Consider the following 22,467-nt stretch of genomic DNA (forward strand, 5'->3'; position numbering starts at 1 on the left):
ACGTTCCGAATGACTAGCTCCTGATTAGACACCTTATGGTGACGCTTTTATTATAAGACACCATATGGTGTCCTGTAAAGGAGAATTTTAAACTTCGTATATGATGGGCCCTTCAACCAATACAATAGCTGTATGGGTTCCATGTATAAAGGCGATGCATGCGTGTTCTCTATACTTGGATATCCCTTACCCGCGCGGTACAATAAACCATGTCATGATTATAGGATACGGAGGAGGAAACAACGTATTATGTCTACCCAAAATTATTCGAATCACCGGATGATGGACCCGCTCTACCATTACGTCCTGCTGCTGCTTACCCTGATCGTCTCCATCGGAGCGATCGTCAGGGTAGTGCAGGGCTTCCTCTACGGAGGAGAGCTCTTCCTTCCGCTGCTTGCAGCCGGCCTGGCCGCTATGGGCCTCATTGCGGCACTGCGTCTGCGCATGTATGCATTGAAGGCACAGGACCGCGCGATCCGAGCGGAAGAGCAGCTTCGCCATTTCATGCTGACGGGTATGCCTATCGATACGCGGCTGTCCATGAATCAGATTGTTGCGCTGCGCTTCGCTTCTAATGGAGAACTCCCTGACCTAAGCCGAAGGGCCGCAGAGCAGAAGCTGTCCCCGGATGAGATCAAGAAGCAGATTCACTCCTGGCGGGAAGATTCCAACCGTCTCTAGCAAAGCCGCAGACAGCCGTGCGGCTGCGACTCAATGCCCGTGACTAGGGAAATCCCAGCGTTCCCGAACCCCGATAAAGCTGTCCCTCATTCGATGAATAAGGGACAGCAGACCAAACCTAGCGTTTTCTTGACGATGTCTAACCTGGGGGAGAAGTCTGTGCATTCGAAGATTACATTAAGTATTGTCCCGTGATCGACTGCTCCGCATGGAGGATCTGCGGAGGTGCGCCCTCGAACACCACCTGGCCGCCCCTGCTCCCTCCGTCCGGTCCCATATCGATGATCCAATCCGCTTGGGAGATCACATCCAGGTTGTGCTCGATGACGATCACCGTATTGCCGGCATCCACGAGGCGGTTCATGATCTCCAGAAGGTGGCCGATATCCGACATATGCAGGCCGGTCGTCGGCTCGTCCATCACGTAGATGCTGCCCTTCTTGTGCAGCTCGCTTGCCAGCTTGATGCGCTGGCATTCCCCGCCCGAGAGCGTGCTGAGCGGCTGGCCGAGCGTAATATAGTTCAGCCCCACATCACTCATCGCCTGAAGCTTGCGTACCACCTCTTTTAGCTCCAAACAATCCAATGCCTGCTCCACCGTCATCTCCAGCACTTCTGCAATGGATTTGCCGTTCAGCTTGTACGCGAGCACCTCTTCCTTGAACCGCCTGCCTCCGCATACCTCGCATGGCAGCTTCACGCTGTCGAGGAAGGCAAGGTCTGTATACACAACTCCCTGGCCGTGGCAGTTCTCGCAAGCCCCCTTGGAGTTGAAGCTGAACAACCCTGGGCTTACTTTGTTCGCGGAAGCAAACGCCTTGCGCACATCATCCATGATGCCCGTGTAGGTCGCGGGATTCGAGCGTGTGGATACGCCTACCGCCGATTGGTCGATGACGATCGCATCCGGATGCTGGCTGAGGAATACTTCATTAATGAGCGTACTCTTGCCCGAGCCGGCGACACCCGTAACGACGGTCAGCACCCCGGCCGGAATATCTACACTGACGTTCCGCAGGTTGTGAAGCTGGGCATCCTTGATGGACAGCTTGCCGGACGGCTGCCTGCTACCGTGCTTCAGCTGGAGCGGCTGTTTCATATGGGTGCCTGTCAACGTACCTGACTCCAGCAGGCCTTGGAAGCTTCCTTCGTACATGATGGTACCGCCGCGGCTGCCGGCGTGAGGCCCGACGTCGACGATATGATCCGCCACCTTGATCACATCGGGATCATGCTCGACGACAATCACGGTATTGCCCTTGTCGCGCAGCTTCTGGAGCAATCCGTTCAACCGGTGTACATCACGGGGGTGCAGGCCAACGCTGGGCTCATCGAAGATGTAAGTGACATCCACCAGACTGCCGCTCAGATGCTTCACCATCTTGACGCGCTGCGATTCGCCGCCGGACAACGTATCAGTCTCCCGGTCCAGCGTCAAGTAGTCAAGTCCGATATCGACCAGATGCTGCAGCCGCTCCGTCAGCGCCTTCACGACCGGTGCAGCCTTCGCATCGTCAATCTCCCGTATGACGCCGATAAGCTGTCCGACCTCCATGGAGGACAGTTCCGCAATGTTGAGTCCATGAATCCTGCAGCCCAGCGCGGCCTGACTGAGTCTCGCGCCGCGGCAGCTATAGCAGATCCCCTCGGTGATGTACGGCGCGACTGCTCGCTGTGTGCGCTCGGACTTCGTCTTCACATCCTGCTTGATGTACTTATTGGTGAACTTCTCGATGATGCCTTCTACTGTAATATTCATGGCCTTCCCGGCGAAATCCATCTCCACTTTCCTCGCCTTGGAATACAGCAGCCCCTCCAACTCCTCCTCCGAATAATCGCTCAGCTTCTTGTCCGGATCAAAGGAACCCGACTGCACGATCATGTTCCAATCCCAGCTGTCCACCTTATAATCCGGCAGCAGGATGGCCCCTTCATTGAGCGACTTCGACTTGTCCAGCGCCTTGCTCATATCGACGCCCAGCCTGCGGCCGATCCCGCTGCACTCGGGACACATGCCTTGGGGATCGTTAAACGAGAACATGTGCGCTTGTCCCACATAGGGCTGCCCGACCCTGGAGAAGAGAAGACGGAGAATAGGAGAGATATCGGTAATCGTCCCCATCGTAGAATGAGAACCGCCCCCCAGCCGCTTCTGATCCACAATCACAGCCATGCTGAGATTCTCGATCGCGTCTGCATCCGGCTGCGGAAGGCGCGGCAGAAAGCTGCGGACGAACATGCTGAAGTTTTCGTTGAGCAGACGCTGCGATTCGGCGGCGATAGTATCGAAAACGATCGATGACTTGCCGGACCCGGATACCCCGGTGAAGATCGTAATCTTGCGCTTGGGAATGCGCAAAGACACGTTCTTGAGATTGTTTTCCCGTGCACCTGTGATGACGATAAACTCTTGATTCGATTCGCTCATGCTTACCCCCCTTGCTCCAACACCTTATCCAGCTCGCCGCACCATTTATTCCAGCCATACTTAGCTCCACCCAGTGCTTGGGCATTGGAGATTCCGGTTTGTTCCAGATGAAGGTTAACCCTGCCTTCCCCTAAATCCTGGAGCGTCCAAGTGACCGTGTGCTTCTCCCCGCTCGCCCAAGTGTAGGACAACCGGTGCGGTTCCTCCACGAGCAGTACTTCGCCGTCAATCACACCATTCCAATATTCGGTCGGCTCCGTGCGAAATTGGAAACGGTGTCCCACGACGGGCTTAAAATCATTCTCCATCGGCTTACCGGTTTGGATGTTGGCCACCCACTTGGCAAGCTTGCTTGAATCCGTTAAGGCGGACCAAAGCTTCTGGATCGACGTCGTGTACTGAAAATCCAAGGTTAAGGTTAGACTCATTCTTCTTCCTCCTCTAATAATTGTTGCAAGCGCAGCATATTCGTACTCCAGAACCTGCTAGGATGGACAAATGCTTGGATACCGCTGTACGGCCCATCTCAAACTGATCCGTTAACTCGTGAAGCGGTATCTCCTCTGCCTCTGCTATCAGACGAATCAGCCGGCGGCTGGTAGGATCAGCAATCGCGTCAAACACATCCCGCAACGGGTTATTCTCGCTCACAACACGCTCTCCCCCATATTATTTCATGTAGTGGAAATCTATTGTTTGTACGAAGGGACAGCCGTTCATTTCACCACCTCCTTACCGTTTGCGGCTCTTCGGTCGCAGCGCCTACCCATTCTTTATTGCGGTTGATTTACACCTGTGATCGTGCTCATGTTTCCTCGTCATAATGGATGATTCAAGAGGCCCCTATTCCCGCTGCTCGAATGACGGCTCATGAATGGACACCGATTAGTGTCGTTTTTATTGTATGTCACCATTTGGTGTCGTGTCAACAACCCGTTGAAACTCCACATGAAATCGTCAAGCTGATCTCATGCACATCGAATCATCCGATCGAATCCTACTCACCGGAGGCCAAGGGAAAACCTCATCCCGTATCGCACAACACACAGCGATACAGAAAGGCCATCCCAATAGTCATCACTGATGACCATTGGGATGGCACTGTTCTACCTTTATTTTTTCTTGGATAAAATCCCGTTCGCCTACTCTCGGAATTCCGCAGCGGCCGCCTCCGGAGTCACCCGGTCGAACAGCAGCTGGTCGTACAAGTCCCGCAGCGCCTTCGTCACTTCCGATGATCCGAGCGGGTCTGTCGGGTCTATCGGGCTGCTGTTCTTCTCGACCCATGCGAAGTACTCGAACACCTGCGCAAGCTCCGGTTCAATATGCGGCAGGCTCTTCGGCTTCAATCTGGGAGTCAACAAATGCTCGTACTCATGCTGCGGCATCACGCGTTCCAGGCTGAGCTAGATCGTTCGGACGAACACCTCCCGGTCGTCGCGTTCCCGGATCTCGCCGACAAGCTCGGATCGGTTTCTCCCATGTGATCCTCCCAGTTCGCAATTTTCATGTATCTCCGTTAACGCAGCGAAGCTGCCGTACATGCCGGCAGCCTCGTCCATACCGTTTAGTGCGCTTTAAACCGGAACCAGTCGATATTGAGCAAAGATTCGCTGGATCTTCCTGTAAATTTCAAATAGACATCGTGCGTAACCGAGACCCCTTTTACGGAACATGATTGAGTCTCCCAAGTCTGCTTTCTGTCGGTATCCTTTACCTTGCAAGCTCCGGCCAGAGGTCCGGTCAAGCTGTCAAGTCGAATTTCGATAGTTCCCCCTGCTTTTGCCGCTACTCTGGCTTCCATTTTCTTGGGCTCACGGGTTCCGAATTGAACATGATTAAATACGATGTAATCCCCATTTTGAATATCTCCTACGAACGAACTGCCTTTGGCACCTGCTTCAATTTTTACACCGGACATGCTGTTGTGACTCTCCGCTTCGATCGTCGAATAGGCATCCACATAATGGGTTCCTAACCAGTCTGCAGCACTGAAATTCACTTTGGAGACCCCGGCGTATGTTTTCACTGTTGGTACCACGCTGGATAATGGAAAGGTTTTGTAAGCGTAAGGCAATTTCTCATCGTACCCGTAGGTGAATGTAAACGGTATGCTTGGAGGGGTCGTTTTGCTCATATTTTCTACCCCGTCGATGTGCGAAGACCAGGCCCACTTCCCTATCGTGGATTTGTCATACCATGTGAATCCCTTGGTGAACGCATTCACGCCATTGTTGTCCCAGCTGCTGCCTATGTAGGTCCCGCTGCTGTTGGTTACTTGGGAATTGACAAGTAAACTGTGATTTATCGCATCCTTGAATAAATCGCTGAAAGGCGGACTCATATTCCCTGTATCATCACCCTGCCGTTCCGCACCGATGATGGGTTCATTGATCGCATGATAAACGTTGGTATCTCCTGCGATCGAAGCTCCATTTCTTGCATTGATGCCGCGTGATAATTTGTCTCCGCCGTATTTGGAGATCGCGGCGACACTGTCGATGGCATTCTGATGCGTCGAATTATCAAAATAGTTGTTATAGAGGTGCCCCGTGCCCTGGCGAATCATAGGCAAACGTTGTCCCACATTCGTATAGCTGTTGTACGCCATGGTCAATCGGATTCTTTGATTGCCATCCTTCACTTCGACGCCGGCCGGGCTGACGTAGTTCGTATAATCCTTGTCGCCGGAGCCTGCCAAGTGAACTTTGGAGTGATAGGCCGCATAAGCCATAATCTGATTGGTTGTAGCGCCTTCGTTACGCATTTTATAATACACGCTGGTTGATGGGTTCAGCGTGCCTGCCGCATATTTTTGCTCCATATAGCTGATGGACTGATAAACGGAAGAGGTGACCGATGGATTGGAATCTGCCTTCAGTCCGAACTCATTCCAGGAGAGCGTTACACCTGACGCGCCATTCTCCATGTCAATCATTCCGTCTGCCGCGATAGCAAACTTGCAGTGGTCGATCCATACATTGTTAGCGCCGTTTACCTTGATAAAGGTCCAGCCTACCTCTTTATGCTGCCCGGAGTCATCCCACTGCCACATTTCATCAAAATTGAGGTTTCGGATGACAATATCGTTGGCGGAAGCCTGCAGCTTCATCTCCGCGTGCCTGATCGTTTTGCCTGAGGTCGAGAAAATGGTCAGTCCATCCACATTGGATATGTTGACTTTGGATACGCCGGAAGCGACCAGCAGCGGGTTCGTGAATCCGTTGGAGGGATTCGGATACTTGGAGACAAAACTATATTTCGATCTTTCGGCTGCATCCAGGGCTAATTCCGTCCACCCCAGGTTAATATCTTCCTTCACTTCGATGACCTTGACGGTACCGCTGCTCGCATCCAGGAGGGCTTGCAGAAATTCTTTGCCATTGCTGACGGTACGATAAAATGGCGTTCCTATGTAACTGCTTCGATCCTTCACTCCCAGAGAGGCATAGCCGGGAACCGATAAGAAGCTGCTGTCATAGTTTTTCTCCACCTTCGTCGTATTAGGGATGGATTGAATCACGGCTGCCTCTGCTTTACTGCTTGTATCAATGAAAGTAGGAGTGACGAGCAGACTGCCGGTCACCAAACTGCTTATAACTTTTTTTATCACGTTTATATTCCTCCTTCAAATGGTTACACGCCTTCCCGAACTATGTTGGCAGCCCTGGTTACGAATACCCCCTCTCATTAAAACGCTTCCAAATCTCCCTGATGCTCGTCCTGTTACCGATCTCAGAATCGTATCCGAAAGGAGCCGTTAATCGGAATGCCGAGTGCATGTAAGGGGAATCAGGAAATAATTACTTGGATTATATCATAGCCAATGATGTGCAATAAGCGTTTAAATCAGCCATTGTATAGGGTGAAGTTATCATCTTGGCTGCTTAGGCCCTCATGATGTGTTCTATTATTTACTGTTTTTTATATTGCTTAGTTTATTCATATCAAGTATAAAGAGAAAGGGCAAAATTACCTCAAATCATATTAATTGGAAGGAAGAATGACATGAAAAGAAAGAAATGGCTGCATGTGGCAGCCGCAGGCACCCTGTTTACCATGTCCTTGCCGCTTGCTGTATGGAGTCCTACGATCGCGAATGCGGCAGTTCTCCCCGAAACCACCGCAAACAAACACATCCTTACCGGTCCGCAAGTTGACGAGTTGGCGGACACTAACCTTACATGGTATACATATAATCTTAAACAGACACCCGAAGACCCATATTACGGCGAAGACAAATCAAGTTACATTCGCGATCTAAAGACAGAAACTGAAGGAAAAATGATCTATGCTTCAAGTGTTGCTATTAAGGATGTACAAGTAACAACACATGCGTATGAAAAGGCTAAACTGGATTCCGTTCGTTTCGAATACTCGCTAGACGGCACAACTTTCTTCGCCATTCCCACGGATAAAGTTACCCGACATTACGTAGGTAGCCATGTTAAGGATTGGCAGAAATTTTCCTACCATATTTCCCCACTCCCTGAAAATGCGCGGTATTTCAAAATCATCATTGTTGGTGATCCCCAAGCAACAACCAGTAACACGGCTATTTCCAAAGTAGTCATCAATAAAGCCGTCGCTCCGGTCCAAATTGCACCCACGAATGAAATATTTGATGGTACCACTGTCAATGTCAACTTGACCTCTACACCAGGAGCCTCAATATCATATCGATTATTACCTAATGAAACGTACATACCATACACATCTCCGCTGGTAATAGATAAAGCAGTAATGATTGAAGCCATAGCAAAGACTCCGGGGTTGGAACCCAGTCTGCCCCGTACGTTCAGGCTTGTACCGAGAAGCAGCCTGAAAGTAGATAAATTTGGGCAATCCTATACTGCAAGCTTTCCGGCGGAAGATCCATTACTAAAAAAGGTGATGAATGAGAAAGAACTTGCAGATGATGCCAACAGCGATAAATCCTACTACTCCGATGCAACTTTACCAAAACCTAAAAATCGCGATTTATATGGTGGCTGGGTAGGAAGCAATACGAAATATGGATTGGCAGCTAATGGGTATTTTTCTATACAGCATATCAACAAGAATCCTGATAATCCTGTACTTACAACACCTGACGGAAATGTTTTCTTTAGTCTAGGGGTGAACGGACTCTCACGTGGCGATACCTTTACCGAAGTCTACAAAAACGGGGAAGACTTAGATTTTAAGTTAGGGTTAGAAGATCTTCCTAAAATGTGGGAGATACCTGGGGCTACTGCGTACAATTATGACTCGGTTAAACAAATTAAAACTTTTTCGTATTATAGTTGGAACGAGTATCGTAAGTTTAAGCAAACAGATGGTACGTATACTGTAGGGGGAAATGAGGACTTCTACAAACGTGCGGTCGACCGCATACAAAGATGGGGCTTTAATAGTTCGGGGGGGTGGGGACTTGGCTTTGCAGCGAGCAATAAATTACCTTATACCTCCATGCTTGATTTACTTAACTACAACATCGGTGGAACGAAAATAGATGCATTGAAAGTGTTCGATATCTATGCACTCGACGAGACGATAGCCGGTGAAGCCGGTAAGACAGCAAAACAAGCATTAGAAGATAAAATAAAAGCGGCTGTGGATCCGAAACAATATAATACGGAAACTGATCAGACTAAAGTTGAGGACAAGTTACAAGACAAGTATCTGATTGGTTATTTTATTGGGAATGAGTATAAATACGATGATTTCTTTAGAGTAGTGTCAACTCTTACACCAACTACTGGACAACCTGCTTATATAAAAAAAGCGTTTGTGAAATATGTAAAACACGAATATGAAAAGACTGTGACCGATCCCAATACCACGCCATTAAATGAATTTAAGAAAAATTGGAATTTAACTGGTAATCCTTCAATTACATCGTTCGATCAGTTAGTATCTATCAGCTTTGCGAGACCTGACAATGCTGCTACCTTAGCCGATATTGGAGGGTTTTACAAGGAATATCTAGACAAGTTCTATGGCACAGTGAGCGGGATTTTCCGTACGTATGATTCGAATCATCTGCTGCTCGGAGACCGGTGGCTGATGGATGTGATTACTCATAAACATCCTACTGTTGATTTTAGAGCGAGATACGCTTTAGCTGCAGCTCAAGGAAAGTACATGGATGTGATCTCCCTTAATTACTATACTAATGACCTGAATGAAACCTTCCTCAATGAAGTTTATCGTAATTCGGGGAAAAAACCGATTCTTATTTCGGAGTTCAGCTTTAGTACGTTGGAATATGGCTTTAAAGACTTTACAAATAAAACAATTCCGACAGGCAACGAAGAGGGTTCGCAAACCACCCGAAGAGACCGATATATCGATTACGTAAACTCGGCTGCTGGTTTAGGATTCGTTGTAGGGGCCCACTGGTTTAGTTATCTAGACCAGCCGCTTACCACACGTGCTAACGACAATGAAAGTTATTCTGTTGGGCTTCTCAATGTCGCAGACCGTCCATACAAAACATTCCTTCAGGGTGTAACGAAAACGAATCATGACATCTACAACGTACTTAAGGCGACAAAAACGCCATAAGAGAACAGCACCTTCACAGCGACCAGGTCACTGCTGAAGGTGCTGTTGCTATCTCACAAAGTAATAGGTCGGCTATCCCGGCTCCAGCTGATTCCCGTACCAACACCTTCGATTATTTCCTGTAAGCCCCTATCTCCAAAAATTCATCCACACTAATGTGGCGCATTTCATAGTCCGCACCGATGCTCTTTAGCTGGTCCTCTATTACAGAGGCGCGTTGTCCGATGCCCTTAAATACCATTAGAGGAGTCGCCTCCAGATAGGTCTTCGCCTGTGCAAAATCGCAGGAAAACACTTTTTTGATGAACACCAATGTCTTGATCTTGTCGGTGCCTGTACCTGTAATGAAAATGTTGTAGTAGTCATACGGTTCGCTTTCATCTGTCTCGCACTCCTCGACACTTCTCGGCAGTAAGACACTATGAAGAAACTCCACGAGATTGTCATAAGCTATGGAGAAATTCCAAGATCCTGCCCCATGCGCCGCTGTATAAATAACGGTATCCCCTCTGGACAGATCGATACAATAAGGATCGCCTTCATCCGAGGCAATGACCAGATAGTCGCTCGGCCAATCCGTAATGGCTTCATCGGTAACTGGATTGTAATTGTACCCCGATTGACCCGGCAGAATATCCTTAGCACCATAAATAGTTATATTGATATATTCGTCCGTACTCCAAGAAACCGATTCGGGGACATAATGCTTCAAGAAATACAAGTACTCCTCAGGCAGACTCCATTGGTCGGTAACGCTGCGGATCGCCTGCTCCTCTGCTAGGGTAATCAGCTGCATGGGATACTTGGCATAAAAATCGGGATTTTGTTCCCGAATCCCCTCTAAAGCCGCTTGCATTTTCTCTATAACAGCATCGATTTCTGTATACACATGCTCCACGAGAATCACCACTTTCAATAATGTTCACGAGGAGATATTCCACATGGAACAAGAGGTTCCTGCCTGTTAACGGTGCGAAGTCCCGATTATTAAAAAAAGAATACATAATAATTATTATGTAAACAAAAACTGTACACAGTCAGGCAATCCAGCGTTCACGCCGAAGGCCGCCGCCGCCCGGGAGCCCCGTATCGCCAGGCTGACCCATGAGCTGTTGGACCGCGTGGAGGCACCGGGAAGATCGGCCACCTCCAGGACTTCGCTTATCTGCTTGGGGTGATGGTCATAGCCGAACTTCCCGGCATTCCAAGCGGGGTCCGCGGCCGGTTCAAGCTTTGGTCCGACAAGGTCATGACAAACAGCCGGGCCTGCACCTCCTTCTTCTCCGAAGGCGGTGCAGGCCCGGCTGTGATTCCGTGTGCAGTCCCAGCAAGCGGTCTGAGTACAGCATAACGGCCTGCGCTCGCTTCGATGCTCCGCATGACCGAACACTTGCTCAGATGAGGCTCACCTGCGATGCCGGTACCCGTGCGGCGAGGCTCCGTTTCAGCTTCGCGATCTCCGTGCCCGCCAGCATCATGATGCCAATACCGTGGTTGTCGTTGAGCACGGTGCGCAGGTCGTACTTGTAGTAGTCGGCTGTGAACGCGTAGCGCGAACCGCTGCAGACGCCGTGCACATTCCCGTGCCGGTCGATCGCATGCCGAGTCAGCCCTTCCCAGGCCTTCAGCGCTGCGGCGGTGTACTTCGTCTCCCCGCCCTCCAGCCAGCCGAAGCGCACGCCCCGGGCGAAGCCGTACGCGAACATAGCCGTGCAGGACGCCTCCGCGTAGGCTTCGGGGTCGTCGAGCACCTGGCGCCACAGCCCGCGTTCGCCCTGCAGCGCCGAATAACCGGCGCACAGCTCCCGGAAGAACGCCAGGAGCGCCGGGCGGTCCGCATGGTCCTCAGGCAGCGCCTCCAGCACCTCCGATAGCGAGAACAGCGTCCAGCCGTTGCCGCGTCCCCAGGGGATGCCGGTGGCCCGCCCGTATTTGAAGTCATACACATGCGACATAATCCGCTTCTCCGGCAGGAAGAGATAGCGCCGGAAGCGCAGGAACTGTGCCGCCGCCTCGTCCCAAGCTTCCCGGGAGCCGGTCAGCCGGGCATACCGGCATAGGAACGGCGTGCTCATGTAGAGGTCGTCGGCCCACATCGTATGGGCCGAATACTCGCCCGGACACAGACGGTAGAAGGCACCGTCCTCCCGCCGCTCCAGGCGGCGCAGCATGAAGTCCGCGATCCGCTCCGCAATCGTCCCGGCCTCCTCCCGAAAGCGGGCATCCCCGCTGTCCTCCAGGGCCTCGAGCATCGCCGAGCCGAACGAGCCGCAGTTGTCCAGCATGCGGATCTGCACGAGCTGCTGGTTCAAGGCGGGGAACCCGTACTGAACCTCGTCCCAGCGGGCATACGCGTCCATCTCCGTGCAGGCCTGCACATGAGCCTGCGCATAGGAGACAAGGTCGCTGCGGCCGAGCCAGCGTCCCGCCTGCAGCAGCCCGTATACCGTCACGCCGAGCGGGTAATCCCACCGGCCATAATTGGTCACAGTGCCGACCGTCCAGCGGGAGCTCAGCATTGCATTCTCGTAATAAGGCCGGATACGCACCTCTGGAAGATCGAGACTCCAATACAGTCCTCCCTCCCCGCCGGGATAGACCCGGTCCGTCCTCAGCAGCGCTTCCCAGGCCGGGAGCTCCCCGCCGTCTTCGAACGGCCCCAGCCACAGCCAAGGCCCTTCGCCGGCGCCGTGCACGGTCAGCGGCAGGGCCAGACGGCAGCCGGCCGGGCTGCTGTCTAAAGAAGCTTCGAGTGAGGCTTCGAGTGAGGCTTCGAGTGGGGGTTCGAGTGAAGCCTCAAGCGTGAAGTTCCACGCGTCCGCCTCCGGGCAGCCGGTGCGGACGAGCACATCGTGCGCGCCCCAGCCGAGCGGCAGGCTCTCGCGGAACGCCCCGCCTTCCGGCAGGTCGGCCACCAACCGTCCGCCCGCCCACACGGCGAGCGGCCCTGCGGCCGACCCGGCCAGCGTGAGCGGACCGCTGCCGGCGTCCGTGCGCTGCAGCAGCGTCCGGGCGAACGCCGTCCGGCCCGGCCCGCGGCCGAACAGCCGCTCGGGCGCGGGCATCGCCGCCTCGGCGCCGCTCCAGCCGGCCTGCGGCAGCCACTGGAGGCCCGTGGCCGCTTCGCTGCCGCGCAGATCCGGCAGGGCGCCGTCCTCGAAGCGCCGGCCCGCCGCCGGCCGGGAGAACACCCAGCCGGCCTGGCCGGCCCGCTCCTCGAACGGGGCGAGCACGTTCAGGATGCGCACCTTGGCCTCCTCGGCGCCGAGGAGGCAGCCGAATCCGGCCGGCGTCCACTGCGCCTCGAGCCACAGGGTGTTCCACCCTTCGGACAGCTCGAGGGGCAGCGTGACGCGCGCATCCGCCCTCAGCTCCTCCACCACGGAGGAGCGGTACGCCAGGCTTCCGTTCAAGAAGAACCGCAGCGGGCCAAGTGGAGCAAGCTGCAGATCCAAGGAGCGCCGGTTGTCGCTCCACACCAGGGCTGCCGCGTAAGCGTACTCTCCGGGACCGGCTTCCGGGAACCGGGGAGCGAGGTTCAGATCGTACAGACCTCCCTTCGTCTGCAGCACCCCGGCGGTGCTGAAGGCGCGCCAGACGAAGCCAGCCGGCGGATTCGCGCCGACATACCGGCCGGCGATCACGCCCAGCATAGCGGCATCGTCCTCCCCGAACCGGTACCGCAGGCTTTCTCCCTCATCGAAATATACCGTCATTCCAGCTCCTCCTATCTTTCCATCTTCCTTCCTTCATCCATGAAGTCCCCGGGGCTTACAGCAGCCGGATCGTTACCGTATGGTCAAACGGCGTCACGAGATTCACATGCACACAGCGGCAGCCCGCCGGATGGACATCCTCGCGGAGTTCAGGGAGCCGGTGCTCGAACGCTCCGCCCGTAAGCTCCATGGCCGCCCTGCCGGCACGGTACACGGCATGGCCTCCCGTGAGGAAGTGCCGGCCCTCGCCAGCCGGCTGCAGCCCTTCGCCGTCCAGCTCCCCGCCGGGTCCGAAGACGAACGTGAGCTGCGCCAGCACGTCTTCCCGTTCGTCGGACCGCACGCGGATCTTCCACTCGCTTCCTGTACGGCTCACCTCCGCCTCCAGCCGGTGCTCCTGCAGATGCGTCATCGGCCGGAGCTGGTGCGGGAGCAGGTACCACGGCGAGAGGTCCCCGCTGCCGGGCCTTGCAGGCAGCAGCTCCTGCGGTACGGGGCCGTTGTAGCCCTTCTCCGCCGTGCGTACCAGCCGGTACACGCCGCCTCCCGGCTGTTGGAGCTCATCGAACTTCACGATGCCCGGCTCGAACGAAGCCGCCAGCTTCACGCCGAGCAGCTTGGCCGCTCCGTGCCGCAGCGACATGAAGGACGGCGTGCCGGCCATCACCGTGGCGCTCAGCTCCCCGTCGCGGATGCGGACCACCGGCGAGCCGAAGGCCAGGTGCATCGAGGAGTGGAGGATCCGCAGGCCATGCCCGGCCTTCTCCGCCAAGGCCGTATGCTCGCGCACCGGGTGCGTGCCGTTCAGCACCACCTCGTAGCGGTCCGGCAGCGGGGTCCGCTCCACTCCCGCAAGGCTCAGCGACGGGTCGAGCAGATACCCGAGCAGCAGGTTGTTATTGACCGCCTCCGGCTGGCGGACAAAGCCAGCGGCGTAATCCGCCATCTCGGCGAGGAGCCCGTCGCGGTCGTGCGCAGCCATCAGGCGGCAGACCAGCGCATACGGAGCGGGATCGGCCGCCTGGCCGAAGTCCTGCCGGCCCGAATAATCCGTTACGACCTCGCCTCCGGGATGGAACAGGTACGCCATCATCTTCAGGTTGCGGCGTACATACTCGAGCAGCTCTGGCCGGCCCAGCAGCCTTGCGGTATGGTACAGCGCGATATCGCTCACGGCATTGTAGATGCCGTTGCTCCGTTCGGTCCACTCCCCGTCCGACGTAATGTCCATGCCTTCGGCGAGCCATTCCTCGGCCCGGGCCGCCAGCTCCGGCCGGCCGAACAGCTCATGGAGCATCGAGAGCGCTGCGGTCAGTACCCAGCGGTGGTTCGGCGTATGGCACCCGCCGGTCTCCATTGCGGGGATGGTCCGCGCAAGGAACAGGCGAAGCTTCTCCCGGGCTCCGGCCAGCGGAGCCCACTCGTGCCCCTCGAGCAGCCGGTACACCTGCGCGAGGCCGCCCACCACGAAGGCGGTATCGGGCGGCGAGTTGAAGTTCGTCGAGCCGAGCGATACCGTGCCGTCCGGATGCTGGCGGTTCAGGATGAAATCGCAGGCATGCCCGAACGCCTCCAGCAGCTCTTCATCGTGGTAATAACGGGAGTCCGGGTGCACCAGCGCACACGCCCAGACCGCCATGTGGCGGGGCGTGCCCACATGGGTAGGGCGGGCGATGCCGCTCTCGTCGCGCACGCCTCCATTATAGCGGGAAGCAGCATCCCTGATCTGCCCTCGCAGGGAAGCTTCCGTCCATTCGTCATTCATGCGGATCAAATTCCGGAATATGGCATCCAAGCTTCATCATTTCCCTTCTCTGCGTCGGATTTTGCGTTAGATCTTCCGTCCTCAGCCTCTCCCCGCCCGGCCGGTTCAGCCCGCCGCCGCACTGTCCTGCAAGGTCTGCAGCTTACCGGTCAGGATATCGTGACACCGGTGAATCTCCTCCGGCAGACACGCGGCTTTGAGCTCATATACCTTGACTTTCGCGAGCGCAATGGCTTCCAGATACGGGTCATAATACCGGTCTTCCCCGCTGTGGACATACGGGCACCAATGATCCGACAGACCGAGGGTTTCATGAAGGTGCACGCCATAAATGAAGCGCTTAACCTCCTCTAGCTCCGTCTCTGCATCATAGAGTCCCATCCGCTGCATCATCATCGCATGCCCGGTGTCGAGCCACAGGTGCACCGGCGCCCCCTGCAGTCTGCCGCAGATCTCCGCCGCCTCCCTGAGCGTTGGGATCTGGTAGCAGCGAGAGCGCGTCTCAATGCCGATGGCCGCATTCCACTCCCGCCGCGCCGCCTCTTCGCACGCCTCCTCGAGGCTCTCGGCAATGCGCTGCACGTATCTTGGCGCCAGCGCCGACCGGCGTTCCATCATGCGGTCCCAGAGCGCCCGGTACTGCGGCGACTGCGGTCCGTGAGCCTGCCACAGCCCTTTCAGCTCCGCATCGATATTGCTCTCGAACGGTACCTCGCCGGGGTGGACCACCACTGCTTCTGCCCCGTACCGGTGGGCATATTCCATCGATTGCAGCAGCAGCTCTACGGACCTCTTCCTCATCGCTTCATCGTCATAGCCGAGCATCACCGAATCCGTGTCGTAAGCCTTGTCGTTCACGAACGGGAAGACGTTATGTACGCTGGACACTGCGATCTCCCCCTGCTCGATCATCGGCTCGATCGTCTCCAGCAGCTCCCGCGTAATGTTGTAGTTGAGCTCCACCCGTCTGAACCCTAGGGCCCGGATCTCGTCGATTAGCTCCCGGCCGCTCGTATGTCTTTTGATATTCCAGCAGGTGGAGAACGAATACATACCTTTGTCTATCACAATCACTGCTCCTTCCTTCATCTGCCTGATGTTATATTGTACGTGAAGCCGGCCGCAGCAGGCCCCTGAAGGAACCCGGGTTACCCTTTGACGGAACCGAGCATAATACCCGACACAAAATACCGCTGCAGCCACGGATAAACGATCAGGATCGGCACGGTGGCGAAGACGATGCTCGCCGCCTTAAGGCTCTCCGGCAGCACTTGGATGATCTGCGCGCCTTCCATCTGCATCTGGTCGGTCATCATCGAATTCATGATAAGCTGGTAGAGCTTCAGCTGCAGAGGATACAGATTCGTATCCGTAATGTAAAAGAGCGTATCCATGAAGCCGTTCCAGCGGTTGACGGCGTAGAAGAGGCTGAGCGTTGCGACAGCCGGCATCGACAGCGGCAGAATGATGCGCACCAGCGTGCCGAAGTGGCTGCAGCCGTCGAGCTCCGCCGACTCTTCGAGGCTCTTCGGGATCGAGTTAAAGAACGTAATGAGGATGATGAGATAGAACGGATTGACGAGCAGCGGCAGAACCAGCGACCACAGCGAGTTCACGAGGTGCAGCTGCTTGATCAGGATATATTCGGGGATGATCCCCCCGCTGAAGAACATGGTGAAGACGATGAGATACATCGCGAGTTTGCGTCCCTTGAGCTCCGTCTTCGTCAGAGGGTATGCGGCACAGATCGTCATCGCCATGCAGAGCACGGTGAACCCGAGTGTCAGGCCGACCGTCAGGCCGAGCGAGCGAAGCATCGTCAGATCCGAGAAGACGCGGTTGTAGGCTTCGAAGTTCAGGTCGACGGGAAACAGCGTGACGGCCCCCGACATGATCGGCCGGTTGGAGCTCAGCGACACCGCCACAATATGCAGGAACGGCGCCAGGCATAACAGCACGCAGAGCGACAGAAGCAGGTAGTTCAAGCCGTCGAACAGACGGCTTCCGAGCTTGGCATTCATGCGAATGGGCCTCCTTTCGGCTTGCGGTCTTCATGGATTTATCGGACAGCGGGCCGGCATCATCAGATGATGCCTTCGTCCGTCGTTTTCTTCGAGATATAATTGGAGGTGAGGATGAACACGAGCCCGACCACCGCCTGGAAAAAGCCCACGGCCGTCGCGACCGAATATTCCCCGGTCTCCATCCCCATCTTGTACACGAAGGTACTGAGCACCTCCGAATATTCGCTGACCGTCACGTTGCCGATGACGAAAGGACGCTCGAAGCCGATCTGTACCATCTCGCCGAGCTTCAGCACGAGCAGCACGACGATCGTGGAGCGGATGCCCGGCAGCGTGATGTTCCAGATCCGGGCCAGCCTGCCCGCACCGTCCACCTCGGCCGCTTCGTACAGCTCCTTGTTGATTCCTGTCATCGCCGCCAAGTAAATGATCGTCCCCCACCCGGCGCTCTGCCAGATCCCGGTGCCGAGATAGGTGAAGAGCCAGTATACTTTGTCGGAGAGGAACGGAAACGGTCCGAGCCCGAGGCGTCCCAGGAACAGATTGACCATCCCTGTGTTCGTCGCGAACACCTGGTAGACGATTCCCCCGATGATGACCCAGGATATGAAATGCGGCAGATACAAGATGGTCTGCGAAATTTTCTTGAACGCCGGGCTGCGCAGCTCATTGAGCATCACCGCGAGCAGAATCGGCGCAGGGAACGAGAAGACGAGGTCGAGAAAGTTGAGCATGAACGTATTGCGCAGCGCCAGATAGAACGAGTCCATCTTGAAGATGCTGCGGAACGTATCGAGCCCGATCCACGGGCTCTTCGATATCCCCTGGAACAGGTTAAAATCCTTGAATGCGATCGTGACGCCGTACATCGGCCCGTACTTGAAGACGAAGAAGTAGAGCATCGGCAGCGCCAGCATCGCGTAGAGCTGCCAGTAGCGGCCCAGATATAGGCCGGCCCCCTTCGCGAGGCCGAGCCGTCTTCTCGCGCCCGCCCGCGGAATCTCCGCCTGCAGATTCTCCATGTGGTTCCCTCCCTGGAAGCCGGATGCGTAAGGCGCCTCATATCCTGCTCACAGGCGTTACGCACTCCGGCCCTCTTTTTATATTCCCTACCCGCCTGCAGCAGCCTTATTTCTTCATCGACTTGTAGGCTTCCGTCCGTTCCTTGCGGACCTCTTCGCCGCCGCTGTTCATGTAGTCCTTCACCATGCTGTCGTACACCCCGTCGAATGCGTCTGGCTTCGCCATCACCGACTTCACGAGCAGCTCGTCGTACTTGTCGGCCAGCGCGTTGCCGTACTTCACTTCGGCGGCGATCGGGTGGTCGAAGCGGACCGGCGGCAGGCCCTCCGTCAGGCCGTTCTTGAACGCCTGCATCGCATCCTCCGCGTCCTGTCCCTTCAAACTTACCGTCATCGACTTGAGATTGAGCTCGCTGCTGCCGAAGTCGATGCCGTTGGCCACCAGGCGCATGTCGCCGGCATTATAGAGCCGGTTCTGCGTCTCGGTGTCGTCCTTGATGACCGGCAGACCGTCCTTCATCGTATAATTCGTGCCCTCCAGACCGCTCGACAGGGTGATCAGCACGTCCTTCGATGCCATCCAGTTCAGATACTTGACGGCTTCAGCCGCCTTTGTGCTGCTCTTCGGGATCATGATGTACATGCCCGCCGGCTGGTAGGACGGCTTGACATGCTTGCCCTCCGCATTCGTATAGGGGTCGACCGGCTTCACGATCGCTTCCGGCACATTCTTGCGCAGCACGCCCAGAATATCCGGCGCCTTGCCGTAGCTTCCGCCTGCATCCTCCGCGTACATGCCGACCTTGCCGGTCATGATATCCTGCTGCAGCTTCTTTTTATCCTTATCCAGTGCAAAATCCGGGGACATCAGTCCTTCGTTATACAGCTTGTTCAGGAACCGAAAGGCATCCTTATGCCCCGGAAGGAGCAGCGGATTGTCCCGGGAGCCGAGCTGCTGGAGCATCGTATATTTCTCTTCCTCCGTCGTCTTCCCGATGAATGGCCAGATGATCGGCTCATAGGAAGCCGGGGCCAGCGAGAAGCCGAGAGGAACCGTCTGCGGGCCGCCCGGCTGCTTCTCCTTGAATGCCTTGAGCGCTGCATACACCTCGTCCGTCGTCTGCGGGAGGGGGAGGCCGAGCTTATCGAGCCAGTCCTGTCGGATCATCGAGGAATATTTGCCAAGGTACGCCCGCTTCGCCGGGATCGCGTACTGCACGCCGTCGAACTTGCCGTAAGCGAGCGTATCCTCTCCGAGGTAAGACTTCAGATTCGGACCGTGCTCGTCGATCACCTTGCCGAGATCGGTCAGTCCGCCCTGCTTCACGTACTTATATACAAGGTTGGAATCGTAGGTGAAGACGATGTCGGGCGCGTCGCCGCTGGCCATGAGCACATTGAGCTTCTCGATCTCCTGCGACCTCGGAACAGGTACGAACTCGAGTTTGATGTTATTCGGCTTACCGAAGGTCTCCTGGATCCACTGCGTATTGTCATTGTTCGTAGCGGTCTTGCCTGCCGGGGAGTTGCCCCGGTCGAAGATCTCCACCTTGAGCGTTACGGGACCTGAGCCTGTGCCTGCCCCGGCTCCCTGCGTTCCTGCAGCCCCCTGCCCCTGGGAACTATTGTCCGAACAGCCAGCGAGCAGCCCTGTTGTAAGTACGGCCGACATGACGGCTGCGCTCCCTCTTCTCCATTTCATCCTTCATCCACCCCTTCTTGGCGTATCGCCGCTCCATTGGTACCGCTGTCATTTCTGCGGGTCACCGGAGTCCGGCGGGAATATCCCTGTTATAACCGGGGGCGAGCGGCAGGGTCAACCAGCATGTTTCTGTGCCGCCAACCCAAACGGCGGAGCCCCTACGAACGGCACACCAACCGTTTTCCGGACACCAACTCCGGCGGCAGAACTCGGTCCGAATTCGCTCTGCAGCGCGGGTTGCCAGACCTGGAGCCGGCGTACTAAGACATCGATTCGCCCGTCACCCCGCGGTTCCCGGGCGGCTGCATATATTTGCGGTAATCCCCCGGCGTGACGCCGACGACCTTCTTGAACGTGCGGCCGAACGAGATGGAATGCGTATAGCCGACCTGCTGGGAGATCTCAGGCAGGGAAGCATCGGTCTCGAGCAGCAGACGCTTGGCCTGCTCCATCCGCAGGGAGCAGAGGTAGTCGACGAACTTCATGCCGAACTCCTCCTTGAACAGCTGGCTGGCGTACTTGGCCCCGACACCGAACTTGTCGCTGATGAGCGAGAGCGACAGGTCGGCATTGGCATAGTCGCCTTCGATGAACCGGCGGATCTCCCCGGCCAGTCCCCGCCGGCCATGCCGGTCCGTATGGGCCAGATACTGCCGGTGCAGCCCTTCGAGCGTGCGCTTCCAGGACGGCAGAAGCTCTTCGAGCGTGTCCAGCTCCTCCATCGCCTGCAGCAGCTCCGGCTCTGCCTGCCGCTCCCAGTAAGTCAGAGTTTCTCCGCCGAGCTCCTCCAGAGCCCGGCGAAGCGCTCCGGCCCAATACTCCAGGAGCACCAGGATGGCGTCATCCCGGAGCAGATCCCCCTCCAGCGCCAGCAGCAGCTCCGCCGCCTGGTCTTCCCAATCCTCATCCGCCAGGCGGAAGCTGCGGACGAGCGCATCGATGCGGCCGAAGTAAGGATGAATATCCCCGGCCGGCTGCCCGGCCTGATCCTCGCAGCGGAGCACCCTGCCGCCGCCGAGCGACATTTTGTATCGGAGAGCGGCCAGGGCCTCCGCGAAGGAGCCGCCGGCCTGTGTGATCTCCTCGCGCGGCCTGCCGATTCCCGCCGTCAGCGAGAGCTTCAGATGCACGGGGGTCCAGGTCCGCAGCCGGTCCAGCACCTCGGCCGGATTGCCGGCCTGCGCCTCCTCCCTATCCTCCAGGAAGAGAACCCCAAGGCGGTGCTCCTCGGTCCATTCGGCCCACACCGTCAGCCCCTCCCTGCCGGCAAATTCCTGTGCCGCATTCGTCACCGCGAATTGGAGGAGATTCCGGTCGCGCATACTGTACTGCTCCCGGAACCGGGCATACCGGTCGATCTCGACGACCGCCGCGGTATAACGCCCTCCCCCGCCCCCGATGCCGAGCCGCGTGAGCAGCTCCTCCCACTGTGCCGCGGAGCGTTCGGGCCGGCCCGAGAGCAGCTCGAGGAACACTTGTCTGCGGCGGACGAGCAGATCTTCCTTGTACTGCTTCTCGTATTGCGCCGTCTGGTTCATTAGATTGTCCAGCACCCGGCCGATGAACGAAAATTCGTCGCTGTTCTGCGGCCTTGCACCGGCACCGCTCTGGTAAGCCTGAATCTGCCTCATGATGCTCTCGATGGGCTTATAGTGGCTTCGTGTAATATAGAACAGATAACCGATGGAGATCAGGATGGCGAAGCCGCCGATCCATACCCAGAGATGGGAGAGCAGCGATAAGCCTCCGAGCAGTGCCCCGGGCTTGATACCGCTGACAATCTCCCAGCCGAGCGCTTCCGAGTGCAGGCGGGCCGTCGGCTCGGCACTGGTCTCCGCCTGCAGACCGGCTCCCTCTGCGGAAGTGTACAGCCGGGAATCCCCGTTGCGGATTTCCATATATGTGAGATCCTTGTTGATCATTTCATCGGCAATCCCGAAGAGCCCGCGGGCCTTCACATTGACCACGACAATGCCGTCGCCGCCCAAGGGGAGCAGGGCTCTCTTGGCCAGCGAGATCACCTCGGTCTCCGGCTCTCCCTCCCATTCTCTGAGCCTGCGCACGCCCGACCAGGGGGAATTTCCTTCCCGCCCGGCAGCGTCCTCTACGAACCTGCGGTCCGCGAAGACACGGAGGTCTTCCATGCCGCTCAGGGTCAGCACGGCTCCGTCGCGGGCGCGGTAGAGATAGATCGAATGAATCAGCGGATGGTCGTCCGTCAGCCGGTGCAGCCCCTTCGAGACCTGGTAAGGAAGCAGCGGATCCGGAGTACCGCCCGGATCATAGAAGGCACCGAGGGCGGCGCTTGCGCCCATCTCCTCCAGGACGGCCCGCTCGATGTCCCGCAGCCGCGTCTCCAGGGAATCCATCACATAGCGGGCGGAGATCCGGTTCGCCTTCTCGGTCTCCCGAATCGAGATCTCGCTGATGACCGACAGGGCCGCGAAGATCAGCACCGTGATCAGGAGAAAGATCACCGGCACATACGACAGGATGAGGCGGTGGTACCATGTTCTTTTCATAAGAAGACCGTTCTCCTTTCTCCTCTGGCGGAGAGAGTGGGAATGCAGAGCATAC

14 protein-coding genes and 1 pseudogene are annotated in these 22,467 nt (G+C 56.3%); 2 read left to right on the forward strand and 13 right to left on the reverse strand.

What is annotated here, in order from left to right; all coding sequences use genetic code 11:
- The first annotated feature begins 249 nt into the window (after positions 1 to 249).
- Positions 250 to 684 (forward strand): DUF6526 family protein, encoded by a 435-nt coding sequence (locus tag O9H32_RS18045; protein WP_269867515.1) that lies wholly within the window; start codon positions 250 to 252, stop codon positions 682 to 684.
- A 172-nt stretch (positions 685 to 856) separates the two neighbouring features.
- On the opposite strand, the gene O9H32_RS18050 is transcribed toward O9H32_RS18045, so the two are convergent.
- The 5 genes and pseudogenes from O9H32_RS18050 to O9H32_RS18070 all read right to left on the reverse strand — a co-directional run bounded on the left by O9H32_RS18050 (position 857) and on the right by O9H32_RS18070 (position 6,725).
- Positions 857 to 3,112, reverse strand: a complete 2,256-nt coding sequence (locus tag O9H32_RS18050; RefSeq protein ID WP_269867516.1) for an excinuclease ABC subunit UvrA — start codon at positions 3,110 to 3,112, stop codon at positions 857 to 859.
- Positions 3,113 to 3,114: 2 nt separating this feature from the next.
- The gene (locus tag O9H32_RS18055; RefSeq protein ID WP_269867517.1) at positions 3,115 to 3,540 is read right to left on the reverse strand and encodes an SRPBCC family protein; all 426 of its coding nucleotides are present in this window, start codon (positions 3,538 to 3,540) and stop codon (positions 3,115 to 3,117) included.
- A pseudogene (locus O9H32_RS18060) lies at positions 3,537 to 3,763 on the reverse strand (helix-turn-helix domain-containing protein). Before O9H32_RS18060 ends, O9H32_RS18055 begins: the two are co-directional and overlap by 4 nt.
- Positions 3,764 to 4,254: 491 nt before the next feature.
- A complete protein-coding gene (locus O9H32_RS18065; protein ID WP_269867518.1) occupies positions 4,255 to 4,503 on the reverse strand; it encodes a hypothetical protein in 249 nt (82 codons plus the stop codon).
- Between the two features lie 176 nt (positions 4,504 to 4,679).
- Entirely contained in the window at positions 4,680 to 6,725 is a 2,046-nt protein-coding gene (locus O9H32_RS18070) for a carbohydrate-binding protein (protein WP_269867519.1), read from the reverse strand.
- Positions 6,726 to 7,120: 395 nt separating this feature from the next.
- Between O9H32_RS18070 and O9H32_RS18075 the strand changes: the two genes are divergently transcribed.
- Entirely contained in the window at positions 7,121 to 9,661 is a 2,541-nt protein-coding gene (locus O9H32_RS18075) for a hypothetical protein (protein WP_269867520.1), read from the forward strand.
- A gap of 112 nt (positions 9,662 to 9,773) precedes the next feature.
- Here the strand turns inward: O9H32_RS18075 and O9H32_RS18080 are convergent, their stop codons facing one another.
- From O9H32_RS18080 to O9H32_RS18115, 8 genes are all read right to left on the reverse strand, one after another.
- On the reverse strand, positions 9,774 to 10,559 hold the full coding sequence (locus tag O9H32_RS18080) for an SMI1/KNR4 family protein (RefSeq protein ID WP_269867521.1): 786 nt from the start codon (positions 10,557 to 10,559) through the stop codon (positions 9,774 to 9,776).
- Between the two features lie 496 nt (positions 10,560 to 11,055).
- A complete protein-coding gene (locus O9H32_RS18085) occupies positions 11,056 to 13,377 on the reverse strand; it encodes a glycoside hydrolase family 88/105 protein (protein ID WP_269867522.1) in 2,322 nt (773 codons plus the stop codon).
- A 55-nt stretch (positions 13,378 to 13,432) separates the two neighbouring features.
- Positions 13,433 to 15,172, reverse strand: coding sequence for a hypothetical protein (locus O9H32_RS18090; protein ID WP_269867523.1), 1,740 nt, complete (start codon positions 15,170 to 15,172; stop codon positions 13,433 to 13,435).
- A 75-nt stretch (positions 15,173 to 15,247) separates the two neighbouring features.
- Positions 15,248 to 16,231 (reverse strand): sugar phosphate isomerase/epimerase family protein, encoded by a 984-nt coding sequence (locus tag O9H32_RS18095; protein ID WP_269867524.1) that lies wholly within the window; start codon positions 16,229 to 16,231, stop codon positions 15,248 to 15,250.
- Between the two features lie 59 nt (positions 16,232 to 16,290).
- Positions 16,291 to 17,163 (reverse strand): carbohydrate ABC transporter permease, encoded by an 873-nt coding sequence (locus O9H32_RS18100; RefSeq protein ID WP_269867525.1) that lies wholly within the window; start codon positions 17,161 to 17,163, stop codon positions 16,291 to 16,293.
- Positions 17,164 to 17,225: 62 nt separating this feature from the next.
- On the reverse strand, positions 17,226 to 18,188 hold the full coding sequence (locus O9H32_RS18105; RefSeq protein WP_269867526.1) for an ABC transporter permease: 963 nt from the start codon (positions 18,186 to 18,188) through the stop codon (positions 17,226 to 17,228).
- Between the two features lie 106 nt (positions 18,189 to 18,294).
- Positions 18,295 to 19,860, reverse strand: a complete 1,566-nt coding sequence (locus O9H32_RS18110; RefSeq protein ID WP_406627341.1) for an extracellular solute-binding protein — start codon at positions 19,858 to 19,860, stop codon at positions 18,295 to 18,297.
- 290 nt (positions 19,861 to 20,150) lie between these two features.
- Positions 20,151 to 22,412, reverse strand: a complete 2,262-nt coding sequence (locus O9H32_RS18115; RefSeq protein ID WP_269867528.1) for a helix-turn-helix domain-containing protein — start codon at positions 22,410 to 22,412, stop codon at positions 20,151 to 20,153.
- Positions 22,413 to 22,467 lie beyond the last annotated feature (55 nt).

The organism is Paenibacillus caseinilyticus, from assembly GCF_027533645.1.
GTDB lineage: Bacteria > Bacillota > Bacilli > Paenibacillales > NBRC-103111 > Paenibacillus_G > Paenibacillus_G caseinilyticus.